The organism is Acinetobacter sp. Ag2, from assembly GCF_001005515.1.
In the GTDB taxonomy this organism is placed as follows: Bacteria; Pseudomonadota; Gammaproteobacteria; order Pseudomonadales; family Moraxellaceae; genus Acinetobacter; species Acinetobacter bereziniae.
Genome location: NZ_LBNA01000053.1, coordinates 129,798 through 144,538 on the forward strand (window position 1 = coordinate 129,798; position 14,741 = coordinate 144,538).

Consider the following 14,741-nt stretch of genomic DNA (forward strand, 5'->3'; position numbering starts at 1 on the left):
AACATCTTCGGATGGTAAATCAACCGCTTCATTGCGGTTTTTTTGTGTCTGTAATTTGATAAACTAATTTTAGTTTTTTAGTATATTGATTCTCTTCACAATTTTTCGAAAAATAAAATAGCTAAATGCAATAAGCCCAATAACAATGCCAGTTATCTCAAAATAGGAAATAGTTTTAATGTTAAAAAGCATAAAAATGCTACTTAAACATAGGCTAAGCCACAATAAAGAGAAAAATAGGATTTCATTAACGAAGAATACTTGAAAGAGCCATTTGCGTAGCTCTCTATTTTTAATTCGAGTGAGAAATAAGAACCGATGTTTATAATTCAATGGGATGTCTGATGATATTTCCTCTTTGGATAAGAGTATTTGATAAAAATGTGCTTCATCAAAAGATTTGTTTAATTTATTTTCAATAGAATTATTTAACCATATATCTACTTCAACACAAGGCAGTAAAGACTCACCAAAACCGTCTATATCTGAATATCGATGTTGTGGTGCTTTTAGCTCAAAAGATTTTGGAAGCCAATATTTTGATGGTGATGGGCTTGTGGGATCACGATGTTTTTCTTCGATGAAATTGATCATATCCAACATTTCATTTTTAGCTTCAATACTGAATGGATCAATCATCATTCCCATAATATCAGTCACGTTAAGTTCGACTGAGAATGTTGGAGTGCGTTGTAAATATCGTAAAAATGCTTGAGCTAAAATTTCGACTTTTTCGTCATTATAGAGTGCTGACCATATATTGAGTCTAGATTTAAATGTTTCACAACTTTTTAAGATTGTTGCGCGAAAGACGTAATAGGTTAAGCCTTCTTCATCTTGAAGAGGTTGAATGTCTTCAGCTTTAAATAAAGCCAACCAAAATAATGGAATCGAGTATTTAACTTCTTGATAGGTTTCATTTTCATCCATTTCACCCGTGGTTCTATCGAGATCGGATGAAATCCAAAGTGTTGAATAATGTCCCATTTTTTACATTTATATTTAAGTATTAATTGATGATTATACTCAGAAAATTGTGTGCTAATCCAAAGTAATTTATGAATTTATACGCGTCTATTCTTGTCGCGAAGCAAGTTGTCTAAGCCCAATTTCCAAGCTAAAAACTTTAAAATGGTAACAAGAATATTGGCTTTGAAGGGATCACATGACAGCATATACAGACGGATACTATATCTATGAGCATGTGGATTTCATTTGCCATTTTAATTTACAACAATGTGATGGCTGTAATCGAACCTTGACAGGTTTTGTCTATGAACTGCAAATTCAAAGCTTGGACAATGAGTCTGTGATTTTTTGTACCGCATGTATGGAGCAATTGGAGTTGGTGAACGTGGATTAATCACTTTAAATCTTGTGCTTTATTGTTCTGATTGTCCCCCCCCCGATATTCTCTATAAAAAATCAACGACGGACCATTATATTTATCGAAAAGCTTATCTGATAATCATATTTATTTAGAAAAAAATATCGCTGTAAGATGGTTCAAAATCATTTTTTCTGCTTTAGCACATTGCATAAAATAATTATTCTGGACGATTTCTTTGAATTGGCAATATATCTATAGTGTGATGCCTCAGTTTGTTTCGGCAACCCTGACGACACTTAAAATCTCAATCATCAGCATTATTCTCGCCATCTTGGTGGGTTTAATATGCAGTATTTTGATGACTTATCAAGTACGTGTATTCGACAAAATAGCCAAAGTCTATATTGAGCTGTCTCGCAATACCCCCTTATTAATTCAGCTTTTTTTCCTTTATTACGGTTTACCCAAATTAGGAATCAAAATCGATGGATTTACCTGTGGTGTGATCGGTTTGACCTTCTTAGGTGGAAGCTATATGGCGGAAGCGTTTCGGGCAGGATTGCAATCAGTTGCTCAGGGGCAAATTGATTCAGGTGAAAGTATTGGTCTGAATCGAGTGCAAGTCTTTCAATATGTTGTTTTCCCCCAAGCCCTATCCGTTTCGATTCCTGCAATTGGGGCAAACTGTTTATTTCTGATTAAAGAAAGTTCAGTCGTCAGTGCAATCGCCGTGGTTGAATTACTATTTGTCACCAAAGACTTGATTGGTATGGACTATAAGACCACAGAAGCCTTGTTTCTGCTGATCCTGTCCTATCTGATTATTTTATTGCCTGTCTCTATTCTTACCAGTTATCTGGAATACCGTAGTCGGAGGGCAAGCCATGGAGTTTGATTATCTCTTTCAAACAAGCCACCTTGTTCGGTTGTTTGAAGGGCTATGGGTTACTGCCAAAATCGCCTTCATTTCGGTATTTTTCTCGGCAATTTTTGGGACTGTTTTGGGGGTGATCATGACCTCAAAAAATATTCTGATTAAAGCAATTTGTCGCCTGTACTTGGAGGCGATACGCATCATCCCAATTCTGGTTTTACTGTTTGTTTTCTACTTCGGTTTTGCAACATGGTTTAACTGGCAATGGTCAGCAGTGTTGGTTTGCATTGTTGTTTTTGTCTTGTGGGGAACTGCGGAAATGGGTGATTTGGTCCGAGCGGCAATCACCTCTATTGATCAGCATCAAAAGGATGCTGCCTATGCACTGGGTTTGAGCCCAATACAAACTTTGAGTTTTGTGGTTTTTCCATTGAGCCTTAAACGTGTTACGCCTGGTGCAATCAATTTGTTTACCCGTATGATCAAAACCAGCTCCTTGGCTGTCCTGATCGGGGTGGTGGAAGTGATCAAAGTTGGACAACAAATTATTGAAAACTCGCTGTTGGTTGTACCCAATGCCTCGCTGTGGATCTATGGTTTGATCTTCTTTTTATATTTCCTGATTTGCTATCCCTTATCTCGTTTGGCAACACATTTAGAAAAAGTTTGGGAGTCACGATGACTTTGTTATCTATACAACAATTACAGAAATCATTTGCAGAAAGTCATATTTTACAAGGCATAGATTTGGACGTAAAACAAGGTGAAGTTGTGGTGGTTCTGGGTCCTTCAGGATGTGGAAAAAGCACTTTGTTGCGCTGTATTAATGGCTTGGAAAAGATCCAAGGCGGTCAGATCTATTTAGAGGGTTCGGGGGTGTTAGGGCAGGATTTACCATGGGTTGATGTACGTCAAAAAATTGGCATGGTGTTTCAAAACTACGAACTTTTTGGACATATGAATGTGATTGATAACATTCTGTTAGGACCCTTAAAAGTTCAGAAACGCCTTCGCATAGAAGCAGAAAAGGTTGCGGATGAATTATTAAAGCGGGTCGGATTATATGATCGCAAGCAGGATTATCCACGACAACTTTCGGGTGGTCAAAAACAACGTATAGCAATAGTGCGCTCTTTAGTCATGCAACCCCAAGTGATTTTACTGGATGAGATTACAGCGGCTTTAGATCCAGAAATGGTGCGAGAGGTTTTAGATGTGGTGCTGAAACTTGCCCATGAGGGAATGACCATGTTGATCGTGACACATGAAATGTCGTTTGCTCGAAAAGTCGCAGATCGTATTATCTTCATGGACAAAGGTAAAATTATAGAACAAGCCACACCTGAACAGTTTTTTCAGCAGCCACAAACTGAACGTGCGAAAGCATTTTTAAATATGTTGAATTATTAGCAAATCGATTTAGAAATAATAACGAGGAAGTATGGCTTTATCTTATTTAACACAATCTCCGAATTTTTTAAAAATTTCCATGACTGTTCGAACATTGGGTATCGCACTATGTATGGGAGTAATGACTGCTTGTAGTCCCTCATCAGAATCACAGCAATCGATCACGCAGAATCAACAAAAGGATCAATCTTTAGAAAAGATCAAGCAGAAAGGAGTTTTTCGAGTTGCCGTTTTTGCCGATAATCCACCATTTGGTTATGTGGACAGTGCGGGTAAACCACAAGGTTTTGATATCGCTTTAGCAAAAAGAGTGACCAAAGATCTGCTTGGGGATGAAAATAAGATTGAACTTGTGGTGACTGAGGCTGCAAACCGTGTGGAATTTTTAAAATCAGGTAAAGTGGATGCCGTATTTGCGAGTTTTTCAGTCACACCTGAGCGTAAACAAGTGGTCGATTTTGCTCAGCCTTATTTAAAAGCAGCCTTGGGTATCGTATCGCCTAAAGCTAAGCTGATTACAGATATTCACCAGCTCGAAGGTAAAACCTTGATCGTCAATAAAGGTTCAACTTCTGATATTTATTTCACCAAGAACTATCCAAAAATTAAATTATTGAAGTTTGAACAAAATACCGATGCATTTAATGCCCTAAAAGATGGTCGTGGTGATGCTATTTCGCAAGACAGCACTTATGCCTTGGCATGGGCATCGGAAAACCCAACATTTACTGCGGGGATTCAACAAATTGGAAACCAAGATTTTATTGCACCAGCAGTAAAAAAAGGTGATACGCAACTTTTAGCTTGGTTGAATCATGAAATTTTAAGCTTACAAAAAACGGGCGAAATTCAGAAAATTTACGATCAAACCCTACAACCCGTTTATGGCACAACCGTAGATTCCAAAGTCTTTTTGGATGTCACACCGAAATCATAGTTGAACAAAACATCACAATAACGATCGCTTAAATATCAAAATAGAACAGAGGATAATGAAATGAATATATCGCTTAAACAGTTCACTCATTTACTGGCGGCATCCGTATTGAGCTTGGGTTTGGTGGCGTGTAATAAAAATACAGCTAGCACTGACAAAACGGTCGAACCTGAGCAAACAGCGACAAACAGTATTGAACAGATTAAGAAAAATGGGGTGGTTCGTATAGGTGTATTTAGTGATAAACCACCTTTTGGTTATCTCGATGCACAAGGTAAAAATCAAGGCTTCGACGTGGAAATTGCCAAGCATGTTGCCAAAGACTTATTGGGGGATGAAAATAAAGTTCAGTTTGTTTTAACTGAGGCAGCCAATCGTGTTGAATATTTAAAAGCCAATAAAGTGGATATTATTTTTGCCAATTTCACTGTGACACCTGAGCGTCAGGAAGTGGTCGATTTTGCTAAACCTTATTTAAAGGTTTCTTTGGGAGTGGTCTCACCTAAAGCCAAGCCGATTACAGATCTGGCTCAATTAAAAGGGCAAACCTTGTTGGTCAATAAAGGCACTACAGCAGATTCATTTTTCTCTAAATCCCATCCTGAAATTAAATTACAGAAATATGAGCAAAATACAGAAACTTTTGACGCGTTGAAAGATGGTCGAGGTGTTGCACTGGCTCATGATAATTTATTGGTTTTGGCTTGGGCAAAAGAGAACCCAAATTATACAGTAGGTATTACCAGCTTAGGTCAGCATGATTTAATTGCACCTGCAGTGAAAAAGGGCGACAAAGCACTTTTAGATTGGTTAAATCAAGACCTCGAAAAATTATCTAAAGCAGGTGTAATCCAACAAGCCTATGAGAAAACACTCAAACCTGTCTATGGCGACAGCATCAATCCAAAAGATTTGCTGGTGGAGTAATGCCATCATCAGGTTCTACGACTGAAAAAGCTTAGCACGTTGAGTACAAGGGAAGCATTTTGCAACTAAGAGATTTTTTTGACCAAAGTATCTTGTGCAAGAATCTGCTTTCCTTGTTTTGTCATGGGTTGCATAAGTGCTAACTCTTCTCCTGTATGTTGATCTATCAAAATAGAGTGGGGTTGATTGTGATCAAATAAAAATTGTTCGCCCCATTGTCTGAATGCAACCACAATTGGAAATAAGGCAATGCCTTGTTCTGTTAATACATATTCTAAATAAGCAGAGCCATCTGAAGCAGGTTGAGTTTTAAGAATTTGCGCATCAACTAATTTGGTCAAACGATCGGACAAAATGTTTTTGGCAACATTTAAATTTTTTTGGAAATCGCTAAAACGCTTAAGACCATCAAAAGCATCTCTAATGATCAGTAAGACCCAACGATCTCCAATCAACTGTACTGAACGAGCCACAGGGCAGGCTTGGTATTTTTCTTGATTCATTTTATTTACACGTCATCAAAACTAAGACTATAAAACCAGTTGCAATTTAAAACAAGTTTAAGTATTTTTAATCTGGTTGCAAATTAAAACCAGGTTAATATGAAATGAAAAATAAGACGATCCAAGCGCAACAAATAAAAGCCCATCAAGAAAATTTCTCAACACTGCCACAGGCTTTGGTGATTTTATTGGCATGTGCTGCTGGGTTGAGTGTGGCAAATGTTTATTATGCCCAGCCTTTACTGGATTTGTTTGCTCAAGATTTTAAATTGTCTTATTCATGGGCAGGTCTCATTGTTTCATTGACTCAAATAGGCTCAATCATTGCGCTGATTTTTATTGTGCCTTTAGGTGATTTATTACAACCAAAGCGATTGATATTGTTGCAAATACTGAGCTTGTGTGTGTCACTGGTTTTATTGATTGTTTCAACGCATATTGTTGCTCTATTTGCGAGTATTTTGCTTGTGGGAATGCTGGGAACAGCAATGACTCAAGGGCTAATTGTATACGCATCAGTATTAGCACCTGCTGAAGCACGTGGAAAAGTAGTGGGTACGGTTCAAGCTGGCGTGTTGTTGGGCATACTGTTATCCAGAGTTGTGGCTGGAACTTTAGCCGACTGGTTCGGATGGCAAGGAACTTATGTATTTTCACTCATCTGTATGAGCATGACCTGTATGCTGTTATGGAAATTTCTACCGATGACTTTTCAAGGTATTGCATCATCTAAAAAGCCCAGTTACTTACAGATTATATTTTCAGTATTTGAACAACTATATCGTCATCGTGTTTTACAAATTCGTGGTCTATTGGCTTTGATTATTTTTATCAATTTAAATCTTTTTTGGAATGCTTTGGTTTTTCCTTTATCTATCCCACCGTTTGAATATTCACATCGTTTAATCGGCTGGTTGGGTGCGATTGGTGCGATCGGAGCAGTAATGGCGATTCGTGTAGGGGGATTGGCAGACCGCGGTTATGCACAACAGGTCACCCAATTTGCATTTTTACTCATGATCATTTCGTGGTGGGTGTTGAGCAGTTTGTATTTTTCAATTTGGATATTTATTTTGGGTATTGTCTTGTTGGATGTTGCCATTCAAGCCGTACATGTGATTAACCAAAGTTTAATCTTTCAAGCAGACATTCAGTTACATGGGCGTTTGGTGGGGGCGTATATGTTGTTTTATGCATTGGGCAGTTCTATCGGTTCAATCTTAGCAACAACTTTATATAGTTATTGGGGATGGTCAGCCGTGTGTTTGGCTGGCGGAATATTGAGTTTAGTTGGATATTTATTTTGGTATTTAACCCGAGGGATCGTTGTTGAATGGCAAAAAAGTATGCTTCGGTCGATTGCTAAAGCTTAAAGCGACTGCTTTTTAGCTACTTAGAAAGCAATAGCCCAAATACTAGACACTTAGATCATAACGGGATAAATAGCACTTAACAAAAAACTGAAAAGGCGTATAATGCGTCCCATCAAGACGTCGCGCTCATAGCTCAGCTGGATAGAGCACTTGGCTACGAACTAAGGGGTCGGGAGTTCGAATCTCTCTGAGCGCACCAACTTGATAAAATATTGAAAAAACCGCTTCATTGCGGTTTTTTTGTGCCTAAAAAATGTCACAATGACAAGGATAACAAAAAATAAGGTCAGTGTTTTGAGGTATAAAAAATCTTTATTTTTGCTGATGGTTGTTGTTACGCTGTTGAGTGGATGTACAGCAATTTTATGGAATAATAGTGATTCTGGAACGCTAGCCACAGGTAAAGTAGTTTCTAGTCATGCAGATAGAGTCACTGTAGATCAGGATCAAATTGTTGGCTTTGCCTACTTAAAAGAAAGTTCCTCTTCAAAAACCAATGTTGATATAAAAAATCTGGACACATCTTTAATTGTGATTGGGCAAAAATATGCTTATATGATTGATATTGGTAATCAGGAAATTTTAGAGACCATTCAATCTGATTTAGACCCAAAATATTGGCGAATTAGACCTGTTCGTTCAAATGAAGAATATTTTGGATTATCTTTACTCCCTAAAATCGATGACGATAAGCATTTACAACAGGTTAAATTCAGTGCTGATATTGAACTGTATTATGCTAAAAACAATTTAACCCAAAATGAGCAGCAGCAATTATCTCGGTTGGATTTGAGTCAATATGAATATGGTCAAGAAAACACTGAGTTCTATCGTAGAAAAATTGGATTGGTGGGGCATATTGTGGGTCTAAATGCTGAAATGAACAAAATGAAATTTCAGCACTTTAGCCATAATTATCCGATTGAGATCTATACAAGTGGTAAAACACATTATTCTCTACATGGGAAAACCCTTTTACAGAAGATTGCACTCACTCCTGTGACCTTAGTCGGGGATATTGTGGCAATCCCGCTTTATTTGCTTTTCAATATCGGATCGAGCATTAAAAATATTGCCCATTGATGGGGGATAGCAAGCAACACCGATTATTTCACTTTCTGAGCAAAAATAGCATTTGCCCCTAATGCAGGTAACATTTCATGATAGGGTAAGCTACGTGCTGCTTTGAGTAAAAATGGTGCTTTTTCATCGATTTTGATGGTTGTGGTCATCTTTAATAAAGTGTCATTGCCTTGAGGTAAGAACTGAATTTGACCTTTGAGATAGCGCAAATCTCCTCCATTGGCGTAGAAGTTATTTTCAGTCGCTTTGGGGTAGCTAAAATGCATCTTAAAATCAAAAGGAATACTGATCACACCTAAACCTATACTGACTTTAAATTCCGCATCTTGACCTTGTTGAGTACTAGGTGTTGTTTTAATATTTTTGATTTGTCTTGGAAAAATTTCTTTATAAGACATCGGTTGAGTCCAACGCTGTAACTGTTGTGGTGTTGCATTGATATATTGGTAAGTGGTGGTAAAGCGTAGAACTTCACGACCATGCGTATAAGGAACTGTGACAGGATTTAATATCAGGCTCACAGGTTGTTGAGCATTGGCACTCACTTGAACAATTTTATTGATTTGAGCTGTGCTTAATTGAGCACTAGGCAGTTGACCTGCGTTTAATGCGGTTATCTTTTTCGTTGAAAACTTATTTTTTAATGCTTCCAATACAAATGCACTTGAACCATTCGGAATGGCAAGTTTGACTTCAGGAAATGCATTTAAAATCTTCTTAAATAAAAATCCTTGCGGCTGATTTAAATCTCCCCACTGCGTTAGCGTAATTAAGGTTTTATTCTCGCCTAAACTAAACCATTCAAATTTCCCTGCTGCATAAGGAATAGGACCATCAATCACCAGTGTTGAAACACTGTTTGTTCCGAGTTGATGTTGTAAGATAACATCTTCGTTAAAATTTAAAACAGGGATCGGTGTAGGGATTGAAATACGATATTTCAGTTGACTGACTTGACCTACGGTTTCCATGACTTTTGCTGATTTTAAAGTGGGAAATAATCCGACATATTGGCTGTAATTGCTTAACGTTTTTGCAACGTCTTGACTGCTTACAGGGACAACGATTGCCGCTGTAGAAAAATGAGCAATCGGTTGTGGATTTTTGGTCAAGGTTGGTAACGCCGTTTTAATGGCAGGATGGGGATAAATTAAAATATTATCTTGTGCAATTGCAGCAATTTGTTGTGCATTTTGGTCAAAAGGTTTTAATGCACTTGGAATGTTTTCTGTCCATGCTACTAATTTTGCAACACTATTTTGGTTTATTCCAAGCAAAATAATCAAACTGATATTCACATAAACGTGTTTCATTGCGGTTCCTTTGCAAACTTTATTTTTGGTGATCTTCATTCAATTTAGACGATCTTTGTCTTATGGTTATTAAAAAGGGTTTGGCTGAAAAAAGTAGAACTGTTGTGTAAAACGTGACGAAAATCGGTCTATCAGGCTCTAATCTGGTGTAATATCTTGGCATCCTAAAATATTTATATTGAAGCAACTATGTCAGACACTCAGCCTGCATTATCTGCACGTTATTATCTTAATCTAGAAGAATCTCAAGATGGTTTTAAACTGGCGACATTTGGAAAAAAACAAATCAGCCAATTGCTTACCCCTTTGGTCAGTATTGGGATCATTGTATGGGGTATTTATCTTGGTTTGGATGGTGTGGGTAAATATTACGTTTGCTTGGGTGCTTTTTTCTTAATTTTACAGATGTTGATGCGCTATTGGTTTTTACCGATGATGTTTAAACGTCAGTTTGTAAAGTACCAATTTGGTAAGAGTGAGCAAGGCATTGAACTGTTCCAAGATTATATGGAATTATTCAGTAGTGGACGTCCGAAACAAGTGCATCATTATTCAGATGTACAGAAATTTGCTGAAGGCAAACTTACCTATATGATCGAATTAAAAAATCGGACTGTGGTGATTGTACCAAAACGTGCTTTTGCAACACCGACAGATCAAAGCATTTTCGTCAATACATTCAAGAAGTAATTAGAATTGAACAGTTTTTAACGGTGATCAATAAGAAGGGAACAATATGAGTACACGTCCATCTAAAATTGTGTGTGTAGGTCGTAGTTATGCAGCACATGCAGCAGAATTAGGAAATGCAATCCCAGACCGTCCAGTCTTATTTATCAAACCACCCAGTAGTCTGATTTCATTACAAGAGGGTATTTCGTGGAATGAAGCATGGGGCAATTGCCATCATGAGTGTGAACTGGCTTTACGTATAGATCAACCCCTCAAAGCTGAGACCAATCTAGACAAAGTTTTAGATGCAATTGGTGCTGTGACTTTAGGTTTGGATCTGACGTTGCGTGATTTACAGGATGATTTAAAGAAAAAAGGTCAACCTTGGGAGCGCGCTAAAGCATTTGATGGTTCATGTGTGTTGGCGGATTGGGTCAGTGTAGATGAAGTTAAAGACTGGTCGGCAGTAAAGTTTGAATTTGCTGTAAATGATCAAGTTCGACAAAAGGGAGATACCTCACTGTTGATTTTTGATATTGCTTATTTACTTGCAGATATTAATCAAGTGTTCTGTTTAGAACCGGGTGATGTCATCATGACAGGAACGCCAGCGGGGGTCGCTGCTTTGGCTTCAGGGGATCAGCTTTCAATGACGCTACATGGTCAAAGTCAAGATTTCGTTTGGAAAACCTTTGTAAAATAAAAAAGCAATCTCCAACATTAAACCCATTGTTTATACCTGACTAAACAATGGGTTTTTTGTTGAATGTGATTCTTATTTGTTTCTTTTAAATACTTGAATTTTTAAGATAAATTTCTTGTTTTGGTTTGTTGAAAATTACAAAAGCCCTATTTTTTTGATTCAATATTCAGTATATTGATTACTATTGTTTATATTTAAATATAAATCATTTTAATAAAATTAAATTATAAGAGCAGAGTTATGAATAAGCCCATTATTGTCCAAGGCTGTAAAACTGATCATGGTGGCGTTGTTTTGCATGGTCATCCAACAATATCAATAAATGGTATAGGGATGGCAGGCAAAGGTTATATGGTCGCTTGTCCTAAGTGTAAAGGCATTTTTCCAATAGCCGAAGGTGCACCTAATTTTATTCTTCCTGATGATACTCAAGTTGCTTTAGTTGGAATGAAAACTGCCTGTGGCGCAAAATTACTGCCAAGCTCATTTCAGGTGGTTGTTGAGCCCAGTTCACCCTTTGGTTCTCAGTTAATGGGCAATCCAAATGATGAGGGAGAGGAAACAGTCTCACCACCACAAGACCATCAAGGGCGTTTTCAATTGGTTGATCAAAACACTGGTGAACCTATAGCGAATCGTCGAGTTCGTGTGACGATGGGAGATGGTACAACGACGATTTATGCAAGTGATGACCAAGGTTTTACCGATTGGATTTATACGCCATCCGAAGAGGAAATTCATCTTAATTTAGTGGATGAATTAGACAATGGCTGATCAAGGAAAACCGCAAGGGATTTTAACGACAGGACCCTCTCAAAATCCGACGATTAAAGTCGTTGCTATTATTAGCGATGCCTTAGATCTTCAAGATAAAAAAGTGATTTGTAAGGCGATTTGTTATTGTGAAGTCAATCCCAACAAAGGAAAAAAGAAAGAAACCAATCAATACCAAGCTTGCGTATCAGAACGTTTAGGAGAGCTGGATAAATTTTTAAATTATCAAAGCCCTTACAAAGCAGAAGTGAATTATGATATGCATCGGAATCCGCCCGCACCAATTATGGAAAAAGGAATAATCACCAAGGTACACCCTTATCTTCCAGGTTGGATTAAAAAGTATTGGGAAGTTGAAAAAGGTTATTCTTTTGAAAAGGGGCAGGGTATGGTGCGTCGTCCTGATGTGGTGATTGTGAAAGATCCTAATCTTCCCCCGATCCAAGACAATATCAAACATGTTATTGAAATAAAATTTAAGGATAAGCTAAACAGAGATCAAGTAAAAGATTATCCCAAAATAGCTGGTGGACAAAGTAAAGTTAAAAAGCTAGATCCAGATGAATGTGACTGCGGGAATGATGATGAGAATGGTAAAACCTCAATGGTTATAGAGTTTGTAACTTGGGCTGCTGGACTGATTGCTGCTGCAATTCAATTAAGAAAAGGTAAACTTCCAAAACTTCCTCGATTTCCATCACCTAAACCTTCACCTCAGCCTGCGTGGTAAACGGAGAATGCAATGTATTTAAAAACTGAAGAAGAATATAAACTGTGGGCTGAGCAACAAGAACAAGGTGCAATTGGCGGAGGGCTTTTTGCTAAAGGTGGTCCTGAAGATTATGTGGGTGCAATACCTGCAATTCGTGCAGTTTTATATTTTAAAGAGGGCTTTAGTGATGACATGCGAGAAGCGATTGCCCAATGTTTTGATGATTATCAAACTTATGCCAAAGACCATTTAACATGGCTGTGGTTGGATGAACCACCCAAAGGAGCAGGTTCTGATAGTACAGAATTTAAAAATGTAAAACCCATACGTGAGATTTTTAAATTTTATAGTCCAATGAAATCACTGGGTTTCTTATATACCAGTGGTAAAGAAAAATTTGCAACGGGAGCGTGGGAATTTAATATTGGTGGTGCGAGTAAATGGCAAATCATAAATGGTACTTATCAAAGTACCTTAACATTTTCTATGCCTATAGAATGGGTAGAAGAAAACACGAAAATTTTTATTGAGCTATTTATTAAATTTGCAAATCGCTTAAAAGCCAAGCATGGTTATGCTGGCTATGCCTGTATTCTCTCTCAAATTCGAGATGATAAAAATGAACCAACGGAAGCCTACTTATCTCGAAAATGGTGGGCAATGGATGTGGGTAATCCTTATCTTGAGTCAGACAATCTACTGAATGGAATAAAAACCGTGAGTTGGTTAACAGCAATTAATTATGAATGGTTTAATCCGATCAAGGAAGAACAAGCACTCAATAGTGAATTGCCCATGAGTTGGTTTATTGGCTATGACTATGGCACAGGGATCGTTATTCAGGCAGGAAATTTAGCTCTAAATGGCTTTGTTGAAGAAGACCCATTACCTGCTCCCTATGTATTGTTAAATCGAGTTCTAAAACCGTTACGTGTTGAAAAAATTGGAAGTTTACATCGGGGAAATCATAATAATGATGAAAATCCTTTGATTACTGGTTATCGCGCAGAAGCATGGATGAAACGCTTTGATATCGAAGAAGCAGAAAAGTTGGATTATTTTGGGAAATTGCAACAAGAAGCTAAATTGATTTCTAAATATGCCTTTTTAGATAGGCGAGTGGATTGGAGTTGATTTGTATGTGTCAAATTTTTTTAATTTATTAAAACGTTTTTATTTTCAATTAACTGATCATTATATTCAGTAGATTGACCATTTCACTTTATTATTAAAACAGTCTAATGATCAAATAATTTTCTAAACTGATCTGGTGTGAGCATCATCCAACGTTTAAACATATTAATAAATGCAGAGGCATTGGCATAACCTAGATCTAAAGCAATACTTTCTACAGTTCGACCTTCATTCAGCAAAGACATGGCTTTCATGACTTTGAGGCGTTGTCGCCATTCATTCAAAGACATTGCAAGTTCCTTTTGACTGAGTCGCGCTAAAGTCCGCTCAGTCATATTGATTCGTTTAGCCAAGCTTTCCAATGTGCTTTGATCAGCGGGATGGGCATGTAAGAAATCTAAAATTTGCTTGAGCGCATGATGTTCTGTGTGAGGTAAATAGCTGCCAATGAGTTCTGCATGTTGAAGTTGATCCAATAAGACTTGTAATAATCTTAAATATTCAGGTTCTGTCTCTTGAAGTGAATGCTGTTTGAGATGCTGTAAAATGGCAGAAACAAGCGGAGAGGTTAAAAGAATCCCTGCTTGTTGCGGTAGGGCATGACAAAGTGACTCATGTATATATAAGGTGGCATGTGAAACAGAGGTCCTGTTTAATCCACTATGTTGGGTATTTGGAGGTAACCAAACCCCATAAGGTGGTGGAGTAATATAATTCATCTGATGAATATTCACTTCCATAACACCATTGAATGCATAAATAAATTCTCCCCAAGCATGCCCGTGTTGAGGATAAATAGATTGTGCAGGATCATGTCAAAAAATAAGCCAAAGCGGGGCAATAATCTCATCATTGGTCGTGAGTTGAGTAAAATGCATTGCATGGGCTGTTTTTCTTATGACCACGATAAATTGCCTGAATTAGATGATGCTTTGTCTACTTTGAATTATATTCTATAAAACAGACAGGAATATAGTGTAACTATTCTCTTGAGTT

At 37.5% G+C, this 14,741-nt stretch carries 17 protein-coding genes, 1 tRNA gene and 1 pseudogene; 15 read left to right on the top strand and 4 right to left on the bottom strand.

From position 1 onward, the window contains the following. Nucleotides 1–69: 69 nt before the first annotated feature. Nucleotides 70–930 (bottom strand): hypothetical protein, encoded by an 861-nt coding sequence (locus AAV97_RS14060; protein ID WP_228136550.1) that lies wholly within the window; start codon nt 928–930, stop codon nt 70–72. A gap of 235 nt (nt 931–1,165) precedes the next feature. On the opposite strand from AAV97_RS14060, the gene AAV97_RS14065 reads away from it, so the two are divergent. From AAV97_RS14065 to AAV97_RS14090, 6 genes are all read left to right on the top strand, one after another. Further along, a complete protein-coding gene (locus tag AAV97_RS14065) occupies nt 1,166–1,363 on the top strand; it encodes a hypothetical protein (RefSeq protein ID WP_004825146.1) in 198 nt (65 codons plus the stop codon). Nucleotides 1,364–1,565: 202 nt separating this feature from the next. Next, nucleotides 1,566–2,225, top strand: a complete 660-nt coding sequence (locus AAV97_RS14070; protein WP_004825145.1) for an amino acid ABC transporter permease — start codon at nt 1,566–1,568, stop codon at nt 2,223–2,225. Continuing rightward, the gene (locus AAV97_RS14075) at nt 2,215–2,886 is read left to right on the top strand and encodes an amino acid ABC transporter permease (RefSeq protein WP_005033993.1); all 672 of its coding nucleotides are present in this window, start codon (nt 2,215–2,217) and stop codon (nt 2,884–2,886) included. The genes AAV97_RS14070 and AAV97_RS14075 overlap by 11 nt, the downstream gene beginning before the upstream one ends. Further along, complete coding sequence (locus AAV97_RS14080) at nt 2,883–3,614, top strand: amino acid ABC transporter ATP-binding protein (RefSeq protein ID WP_004825143.1); 732 nt, start codon at nt 2,883–2,885, stop codon at nt 3,612–3,614. The genes AAV97_RS14075 and AAV97_RS14080 overlap by 4 nt, the downstream gene beginning before the upstream one ends. 31 nt (nt 3,615–3,645) lie before the next feature. After that, nucleotides 3,646–4,551 (top strand): cysteine ABC transporter substrate-binding protein, encoded by a 906-nt coding sequence (locus AAV97_RS14085; RefSeq protein ID WP_046760873.1) that lies wholly within the window; start codon nt 3,646–3,648, stop codon nt 4,549–4,551. 60 nt (nt 4,552–4,611) lie between these two features. Further along, nucleotides 4,612–5,478, top strand: a complete 867-nt coding sequence (locus AAV97_RS14090) for a cysteine ABC transporter substrate-binding protein (protein WP_005033989.1) — start codon at nt 4,612–4,614, stop codon at nt 5,476–5,478. 65 nt (nt 5,479–5,543) lie between these two features. Here AAV97_RS14090 and AAV97_RS14095 read toward each other — a convergent pair whose 3' ends face one another. Beyond that, the gene (locus tag AAV97_RS14095; RefSeq protein ID WP_046760874.1) at nt 5,544–5,981 is read right to left on the bottom strand and encodes a winged helix-turn-helix transcriptional regulator; all 438 of its coding nucleotides are present in this window, start codon (nt 5,979–5,981) and stop codon (nt 5,544–5,546) included. A 104-nt stretch (nt 5,982–6,085) separates the two neighbouring features. Here AAV97_RS14095 and AAV97_RS14100 point away from each other — a divergent pair, with 104 nt between their 5' ends. The 3 genes from AAV97_RS14100 (at nt 6,086) to AAV97_RS14110 (ending at nt 8,437) form a co-directional block, all read left to right on the top strand. After that, nucleotides 6,086–7,354 carry an MFS transporter gene (locus AAV97_RS14100; RefSeq protein ID WP_046760875.1) on the top strand — a complete coding sequence of 423 codons (1,269 nt, stop codon included), beginning with the start codon at nt 6,086–6,088 and terminating at the stop codon, nt 7,352–7,354. Nucleotides 7,355–7,476: 122 nt separating this feature from the next. Next, nucleotides 7,477–7,553 (top strand) — tRNA-Arg (locus AAV97_RS14105). A gap of 95 nt (nt 7,554–7,648) precedes the next feature. Then, nucleotides 7,649–8,437, top strand: coding sequence for a hypothetical protein (locus AAV97_RS14110; protein ID WP_228136551.1), 789 nt, complete (start codon nt 7,649–7,651; stop codon nt 8,435–8,437). Between the two features lie 23 nt (nt 8,438–8,460). Here the strand turns inward: AAV97_RS14110 and AAV97_RS14115 are convergent, their stop codons facing one another. Next, a complete protein-coding gene (locus tag AAV97_RS14115) occupies nt 8,461–9,750 on the bottom strand; it encodes a hypothetical protein (protein ID WP_046760877.1) in 1,290 nt (429 codons plus the stop codon). A gap of 189 nt (nt 9,751–9,939) precedes the next feature. Here AAV97_RS14115 and AAV97_RS14120 point away from each other — a divergent pair, with 189 nt between their 5' ends. From AAV97_RS14120 to AAV97_RS14140, 5 genes are all read left to right on the top strand, one after another. Next, a complete protein-coding gene (locus AAV97_RS14120) occupies nt 9,940–10,440 on the top strand; it encodes a YcxB family protein (protein WP_042086923.1) in 501 nt (166 codons plus the stop codon). A 46-nt stretch (nt 10,441–10,486) separates the two neighbouring features. Beyond that, nucleotides 10,487–11,125: a fumarylacetoacetate hydrolase family protein gene (locus AAV97_RS14125; RefSeq protein WP_005033976.1), complete on the top strand. Its 639-nt coding sequence runs from the start codon at nt 10,487–10,489 to the stop codon at nt 11,123–11,125. A gap of 240 nt (nt 11,126–11,365) precedes the next feature. Further along, nucleotides 11,366–11,899, top strand: coding sequence for a PAAR domain-containing protein (locus AAV97_RS14130; protein WP_046760878.1), 534 nt, complete (start codon nt 11,366–11,368; stop codon nt 11,897–11,899). After that, nucleotides 11,892–12,629, top strand: coding sequence for a VRR-NUC domain-containing protein (locus AAV97_RS14135; RefSeq protein WP_046760879.1), 738 nt, complete (start codon nt 11,892–11,894; stop codon nt 12,627–12,629). The genes AAV97_RS14130 and AAV97_RS14135 overlap by 8 nt, the downstream gene beginning before the upstream one ends. A 12-nt stretch (nt 12,630–12,641) precedes the next feature. After that, entirely contained in the window at nt 12,642–13,745 is a 1,104-nt protein-coding gene (locus AAV97_RS14140; protein ID WP_046760880.1) for a type VI immunity family protein, read from the top strand. 104 nt (nt 13,746–13,849) lie between these two features. On the opposite strand, the pseudogene AAV97_RS14145 reads toward AAV97_RS14140, so the two are convergent. Next, nucleotides 13,850–14,623: pseudogene (locus AAV97_RS14145) on the bottom strand (helix-turn-helix domain-containing protein). Between AAV97_RS14145 and AAV97_RS21615 the strand changes: the two are divergent. Further along, a complete protein-coding gene (locus AAV97_RS21615; RefSeq protein WP_171249380.1) occupies nt 14,558–14,704 on the top strand; it encodes a hypothetical protein in 147 nt (48 codons plus the stop codon). The pseudogene AAV97_RS14145 and the gene AAV97_RS21615 sit on opposite strands and share 66 nt — an antisense overlap. The last annotated feature ends 37 nt before the right edge of the window (nt 14,705–14,741 follow it).

Excerpts from the sequence above, each read along its gene's own strand:
- AAV97_RS14060 (WP_228136550.1), bottom strand. The coding sequence starts at position 930 with ATGGATGAAAATGAAACCTATCAAGAAGTTAAATACTCGATTCCATTA.
- AAV97_RS14065 (WP_004825146.1), top strand. The coding sequence starts at position 1,166 with ATGACAGCATATACAGACGGATACTATATCTATGAGCATGTGGATTTC.
- AAV97_RS14075 (WP_005033993.1), top strand. The coding sequence starts at position 2,215 with ATGGAGTTTGATTATCTCTTTCAAACAAGCCACCTTGTTCGGTTGTTT.
- AAV97_RS14080 (WP_004825143.1), top strand. The coding sequence starts at position 2,883 with ATGACTTTGTTATCTATACAACAATTACAGAAATCATTTGCAGAAAGT.
- AAV97_RS14085 (WP_046760873.1), top strand. The coding sequence starts at position 3,646 with ATGGCTTTATCTTATTTAACACAATCTCCGAATTTTTTAAAAATTTCC.
- AAV97_RS14090 (WP_005033989.1), top strand. The coding sequence starts at position 4,612 with ATGAATATATCGCTTAAACAGTTCACTCATTTACTGGCGGCATCCGTA.
- AAV97_RS14095 (WP_046760874.1), bottom strand. The coding sequence starts at position 5,981 with ATGAATCAAGAAAAATACCAAGCCTGCCCTGTGGCTCGTTCAGTACAG.
- AAV97_RS14100 (WP_046760875.1), top strand. The coding sequence starts at position 6,086 with ATGAAAAATAAGACGATCCAAGCGCAACAAATAAAAGCCCATCAAGAA.
- AAV97_RS14115 (WP_046760877.1), bottom strand. The coding sequence starts at position 9,750 with ATGAAACACGTTTATGTGAATATCAGTTTGATTATTTTGCTTGGAATA.
- AAV97_RS14120 (WP_042086923.1), top strand. The coding sequence starts at position 9,940 with ATGTCAGACACTCAGCCTGCATTATCTGCACGTTATTATCTTAATCTA.
- AAV97_RS14125 (WP_005033976.1), top strand. The coding sequence starts at position 10,487 with ATGAGTACACGTCCATCTAAAATTGTGTGTGTAGGTCGTAGTTATGCA.
- AAV97_RS14130 (WP_046760878.1), top strand. The coding sequence starts at position 11,366 with ATGAATAAGCCCATTATTGTCCAAGGCTGTAAAACTGATCATGGTGGC.
- AAV97_RS14135 (WP_046760879.1), top strand. The coding sequence starts at position 11,892 with ATGGCTGATCAAGGAAAACCGCAAGGGATTTTAACGACAGGACCCTCT.
- AAV97_RS14140 (WP_046760880.1), top strand. The coding sequence starts at position 12,642 with ATGTATTTAAAAACTGAAGAAGAATATAAACTGTGGGCTGAGCAACAA.
- AAV97_RS21615 (WP_171249380.1), top strand. The coding sequence starts at position 14,558 with ATGTCAAAAAATAAGCCAAAGCGGGGCAATAATCTCATCATTGGTCGT.